Source organism: Clostridium sp. YIM B02569 (genome assembly GCF_022320765.1).
Classification (GTDB): domain Bacteria; phylum Bacillota; class Clostridia; order Clostridiales; family Clostridiaceae; genus Clostridium; species Clostridium beijerinckii.
Genome location: NZ_JAKJJX010000040.1, coordinates 35326 through 41654, shown reverse-complemented (window position 1 = coordinate 41654; position 6329 = coordinate 35326). Strand labels below are relative to the sequence as shown.

Below are 6329 nucleotides of genomic sequence, written 5' to 3'. Positions count from 1 at the left end.
TTACTCAAATAAAAATTGCTGGTTTACTTAAATGTATTTATGTTATTCTGTTCAATTTTCAAAGACCAATTTTCTTTCCTACAATTCTCATTGTAGTTATTAATTTTCATCACCCTCAAGCGACTTTTTTAGTATATCACCTGATTTATACACTGTCAACAACTTTTTAAAATTTTTTTTAAATTATATCAAAAATACTTTTTCTAAATTTAATTAAAGTGTTTATCTGCTTCAGCGACGTTTTTTATATTAACATAATAATTCAACAGTACTTATATAATATAACCCAATTATATTAATTTATGTTAACATTAATTAATATATCTATATGATACTTAATATATCTTATTATGATACACCTCGCATATATGTAGATATTTTTATAAAATTTTAATATATAATACCTATAAAAAAATAAGGCTATAACGTATATTCAATAGTTATGCCTTATTTATAATCTTATAAGATTTATTATATCTAATATTATTCTTCTATATTATTTATTTCAGATTCAGTTTCTTGATCATCACTGCTTAATATTTTAGCTATTGCAACAACTTTCTCATCTTCATTCGTTCTCATCAATGTTACCCCCATTGCTGATCTACTTGTTACAGAGATATCTGCTACATTAATTCTAATAGCTACTCCACTAGAATTTATAAGCATTAATTCATCATCTACCTTACAAATTGTAGCGCCAGCAAGCTTTCCAGTCTTTTCACTAATTTTATAAGTTATTAGTCCTACTCCGCCCCTATTTTGAAGCTTATATTCAGCAATAGGAGTTCTCTTTCCATATCCATTTTCACTTATTACTAATAACTCTTCTCCATCAACAGCAATATCCATACATACTGCTATATCATCTTCTTTTAAATTAATGGCTTTAACACCTGATGCAGTTCTTCCCATTGATCTAACATCTTTTTCATTAAATTTAACGGCATAACCATTTTGAGTTACAACCATAATATTAGCATCACCATAGGTATTCTTTACTTTTAATAATTCATCGCCATCTTTTAAGCTTATTGCGATTAATCCATTCTTTCTTAGATTTTTAAATTCACTTAATGGAGTCTTCTTTACTATTCCTTGCTTAGTTCCCATAAACAAAAAGCCTTCTTTTTTCTCATCTGTTACAGTAAGTACTGTTTGAATCTTTTCATCAGGTTCTATTGCTATAAGATTTATCAGATTTGTTCCTTTCGCCTGTCTTCCAGCATCATGAACTTCATAAGCTCTTAATTTATACACTCTTCCTTTATTTGTAAAGAATAGTACATCTGAATGTGTTGATGTTATCATCAAGTGCTCAACAAAATCATCTTCCTTAGTTGACATTGCTTGAATTCCTTTTCCACCTCTTCTTTGTGATGAATAAGTGTCGGCCGAAATTCTTTTTATATATCCCGAATGTGTTAATGTTATCACAACATCTTCTTCTTGAATTAGATCCTCTATATCAATTTCATTTACTATTTTTTCAATTTTACTTTTTCTCTCATCTGAGTATCTATTCTTTATTTCTAATAGTTCCTCTTTAATAACATCTAACAGTTTTTCTTCACTAGCTAAAATAGATTTTAAATATTCTATTTGTTTCATTAGCTCATTATACTCTTCCTCGATTTTACCTCTTTCTAATCCAGTTAATCTTCTTAATCTCATCTCTAATATAGCCTGAGATTGCTTTTCAGAAAGTTCAAATCTTTCCATTAGAGTATTTTTGGCAATTTCAGTAGTATTAGAATTTCTTATTATACTTATTACTTCATCTATGTTATCTAATGCTATCTTTAAGCCTTCTAAGATATGTGCTCTAGCCTCTGCCTTGTTTAAATCAAATATAGTTCTTCTTGTTATAACTTCTTTTTGAAATTCTACATAATTTTCCAGTATTTGCTTTAAATTTAAAACCTTTGGCTCATTATTAACTAATGCTAACATAATAATGCCAAATGTATCTTGAAGCTTTGTATGCTTATATAATAAATTTAATACTACACTTGGATTAGCATCTCTTTTAAGCTCAATTACAATTCTCATACCGTCTCTGTCTGATTCGTCTCTCAAGTCAGAGATTCCAGTAATCTTTTTATCTTTTACTAAATCAGCAATATTTTCTACAAGTTTTGCTTTATTTACTTGATATGGTATCTCAGTAACAATTATTGAGTGCCTTCCGTTTTCTTCTTCTATTTCAGCATTCGCTCTTACTATTATCTTTCCTTTACCAGTTTCATATGCAGCCCTAATTCCTGCTTTACCCATAATGGTAGCCCCTGTAGGAAAATCTGGTCCTGTAATTTTAGTCATAAGTTCCAAAACTGTGCTTTCAGGATTATCTATAAGCATAATAGTCCCATCAATTATTTCAGCCAAATTATGTGGTGGAATATTAGTTGCCATACCAACTGCAATTCCTGATGAACCATTTACCAAGAGATTAGGAAATCTTGATGGTAATACTACTGGCTCTTGCTCTTCGCCATCAAAGTTAGGCATAAAATCAACTGTGCTCTTATTAATATCTCTTAACATTTCAACTGCTATTTTATTCATTTTTGCTTCTGTATATCTCATAGCAGCTGCACTATCACCATCAACTGATCCAAAATTTCCATGTCCATCAACTAGCATATATCTCATTGAAAAATCTTGAGCCATTCTAACTAATGCATCATAAACTGAACTATCACCATGTGGATGATATTTACCTAGAACATCTCCAACTATTCTTGCACACTTTCTATATCCCTTTTCAGGGGTTAATCCCAATTCCTGCAACGAATATAGTATTCTTCTATGAACAGGTTTTAGTCCGTCTCTTACATCTGGCAATGCACGACCGACTATAACACTCATTGCATAATCTATATAACATTTCTTCATTTCATTTTTAATATCTACAGGTATAACTTTTCCTTCATTAAAATCCATGTACTTCACCTCGTATTTCAGTACTAAATATCTAAATTAACAACATTTCTAGCATTTTGTTGTATAAATTCTTTTCTTGGTTCGACTTTTTCGCCCATCAGTATTGTAAAAATTTCATCGGCTGCCATAGCATCTTCTATGTTTACTTTTAATAAAATTCTCTTTTCCGGATCCATAGTTGTATCCCATAATTGAGACGCATTCATTTCTCCAAGACCTTTATATCTTTGAATATCAGTAGAATTATCTTTTCCACCTAACTCTGATAAAACACTTTCTAATTCAGGATCACTATATGCATAATACTCCTTTTTACTCTTACTAACTTTATATAATGGTGGTTGTGCTATGTATACATGCCCATCATCTATTAAATTCCTCATATATCTGTAAAAAAATGTTAGTAATAATGTTCTAATATGAGCACCATCAACATCGGCATCTGTCATAATTATAATTCTATTATATCTAATCTTCTCAACATCAAAATCATTTCCTATGCCTGCTCCAAATGCAGTAATCATTGATCTAATAGTATCTGCATTTAATATTCTATCTAATCTTTGTTTTTCAACATTTAATATCTTACCTCTTAAAGGTAAAATAGCTTGGAATTTTCTATTTCTTCCTTGCTTTGCAGATCCACCTGCCGAATCTCCTTCGACTATATAAATTTCACACTCCCTTGGGTCTTTAGATGAACAATCTGCTAATTTCCCTGGCAATGTAGATCTTTCCAAAACTGATTTTCGTGTTAATTCTCTTGCTTTTCTAGCTGCATCTCTGGCTCTGGCAGCCATTAGAGCCTTATCAACAATCATTTTACCTATGTTAGGATTTTCCTCAAGGAATATGCCTATATTTTCACCAACAATTGAGTCTACAATTCCTCTTACTTCGCTATTTCCTAACTTAGTTTTTGTTTGCCCCTCAAATTGTGGCTCTTCAATTTTTATAGATATTACTCCAGTCAGACCTTCCCTTATATCATCACCAGTAAAATTCTTGTCATTCTCTTTTATATGCCCAAATTTTTTTGCATAATCGTTAAATACTCTAGTTAGTGCAGTTTTAAATCCAACTAGATGCGTTCCGCCTTCAACTGTATCAATATTGTTGGCAAAAGAAAATATATTTTCAGTATAACCGTCATTATATTGAAGCGCTACTTCCACGGATATATTATCTTTCACCCCTTCAATATATATAGGTTCTTCATGAAGTGGCACTTTATTCCTATTCAAGTAGCTAACAAAGGATTTAATTCCACCCTCGTAATGGAAAACTTCTTCTTTCTCATCTCTTTTATCTACTAACCTTATATATATTCCTTTATTTAAGAATGCTAGTTCTCTTAATCTTTGAGATAAAACTTCGAAATCAAACACTATTTCATCAAATATTTCTGCATCAGGCTTAAAATATGTCTGTGTTCCAGTCTGGTCACTGTCCCCTACTTTTGTAAGTTCGTTTAGAACCTTTCCTTTACTATATTTCTGCTGCCATATATGCCCATCTCTATTAACTGTGACAGTACATTCTTCCGAAAGAGCATTAACTACAGATGCACCAACTCCGTGTAATCCACCTGAAACCTTATATCCTCCCCCTCCAAATTTACCACCTGCGTGCAATATTGTCATTATAACTTCAACAGTTGATTTTCCCATCTTAGGATGTATTCCTACAGGCATCCCTCTACCATCGTCATTTACTGTAATCGAATTATCCTCATTAATGTATACTTCTATCTTATTACAATATCCTGCTAAAGCCTCATCAATGCTATTATCTACGATTTCATATACTAAATGATGAAGGCCTCTTGAACTAGTGCTTCCAATATACATTCCTGGTCTTTTTCTTACTGCTTCTAATCCTTCAAGAACTTGTATCTGATTTTCATCATATTTTCTGTTATTTTGTTCCAAATCAGACTCCTCCTAAACTTAATAAGTATTATTAAAATTTTTAATTTTATGAAACTAAGAACTATATTCTATATCTGTTCTTTTTGTTAATGTAGTTGATGATATTGGTGATAAATATATTTTACTCTTATTATCTACTTCTGCTATTATAAACGACTTTGGCTTTTCTTCTGTTATTCTTTCTACAAATCCGTCTTCTTCTGCTAGTCTTAAAAATTGTATTGTGTCAGAGCTATACATCGTATTTTGAAGATCGAATATTCCAATAATGTCTTTAATGGGAACTACTACATTTTCACCTAAATGCAAAAACATTATATATTCCTCCCTTGATTTAAAATTTGTCCGTTTAATACATTAAATATCTTGACTTTATCATCTAAATAATCATTTAAATCCTCAATTCCAGCACATGTTATTATAGTTTGTATATCCTTTATTGATCTTAATATATATTTTTTCCTATTTAAATCAAGCTCCGATAAAACATCATCTAACAATAATACTGGATATTCACCTGTAATCTCTCTAATGATTTTTAAAGATGCAAATTTCATAGTTAGAATCGATGTTCTTTGTTGTCCTTGAGATCCGAAAATCTTAGTATCAATATTATTTATAAATACGCTAAAATCATCTCTATGAGGTCCTACAGATGTTAACCCCTTTTCCCTATCTTTTTGAATATTATCTTTTAGTTTTTTTAAATAATTATCTTTAAATTTTCCATTCTCTAGATTAACAGTACAATTATATTTAAAGTTTATTGCTTCTTTTCCAGATGTAATTTCTTTATGAATTATATCACCGTAAAAATTTATCTTATTTATATATTCTAACCTTTTTGAAATAATATAATCAGCATATTTACTCAATTGCATATCATATACATCTAAAATATCTTCACTAAATGACCTGCTCTTTAACACAATGTTTCTTTCGCCTAGAACTTTATTATATTGTACTAAGTTGAAGTAATAATTTGGATTTACCTGAGATAATTCCATATCTAATACTCTTCTTCTCAAACTTGGTGCTTCTTTTATAACTTTTAAATCTTCTGGAGAAAACATTACTACATTAAAAATTCCAAATAGTTCACCTATCTTATTTACTTTTATATTGTTTACTTTTATGGCTTTCTTACCATCTCTGAGTATATTTATATCGATCTTTTTATCTAATCTATTTTTCCCTATAAGTAAACTTATGTAGGCTGTACTATTTTCCCAATTTATTAATTCTTTATCTTTTGATGTTCTGTGTGATTTTGCAAAAGCACAATAATATACTGATTCTAAAATATTTGTTTTTCCTTGAGCATTATCTCCCACAAACACATTAACATTTTCAGTCAATTCTACGCTTAATTTTTTATAATTCCTATAATTAAGCAAATTTATATTTTTAACATACATAAAAATACACCTATAATAATTATATCATAACTAA

Annotated in this window: 4 protein-coding genes; all 4 read right to left on the bottom strand. The window is 29.8% G+C overall.

The genetic code is table 11. The features are described 5' to 3' along the window. Window positions 1-483 precede the first annotated feature (483 nt). From gyrA to recF, 4 genes are read right to left on the bottom strand one after another with little or no spacing between them, the layout of a single operon-like run. Window positions 484-2946 carry a DNA gyrase subunit A gene (gyrA, locus tag L3B96_RS25475; protein ID WP_238948934.1) on the bottom strand — a complete coding sequence of 821 codons (2463 nt, stop codon included), beginning with the start codon at window positions 2944-2946 and terminating at the stop codon, window positions 484-486. A gap of 23 nt (window positions 2947-2969) precedes the next feature. Beyond that, the gene (gene gyrB, locus L3B96_RS25470) at window positions 2970-4877 is read right to left on the bottom strand and encodes a DNA topoisomerase (ATP-hydrolyzing) subunit B (protein WP_238901126.1); all 1908 of its coding nucleotides are present in this window, start codon (window positions 4875-4877) and stop codon (window positions 2970-2972) included. 54 nt (window positions 4878-4931) lie between these two features. Next, window positions 4932-5192, bottom strand: a complete 261-nt coding sequence (locus L3B96_RS25465; protein WP_011967370.1) for an extracellular matrix/biofilm biosynthesis regulator RemA family protein — start codon at window positions 5190-5192, stop codon at window positions 4932-4934. After that, on the bottom strand, window positions 5192-6295 hold the full coding sequence (gene recF, locus L3B96_RS25460) for a DNA replication/repair protein RecF (protein ID WP_238901125.1): 1104 nt from the start codon (window positions 6293-6295) through the stop codon (window positions 5192-5194). The genes L3B96_RS25465 and recF overlap by 1 nt, the downstream gene beginning before the upstream one ends. Between the last annotated feature and the right edge of the window lie 34 nt (window positions 6296-6329).

Coding starts and splice junctions, on each gene's coding strand:
- gyrA (WP_238948934.1), bottom strand. CDS start 2,946: ATGGATTTTAATGAAGGAAAAGTTATACCTGTAGATATTAAAAATGAA.
- L3B96_RS25465 (WP_011967370.1), bottom strand. CDS start 5,192: ATGTTTTTGCATTTAGGTGAAAATGTAGTAGTTCCCATTAAAGACATT.
- recF (WP_238901125.1), bottom strand. CDS start 6,295: ATGTATGTTAAAAATATAAATTTGCTTAATTATAGGAATTATAAAAAA.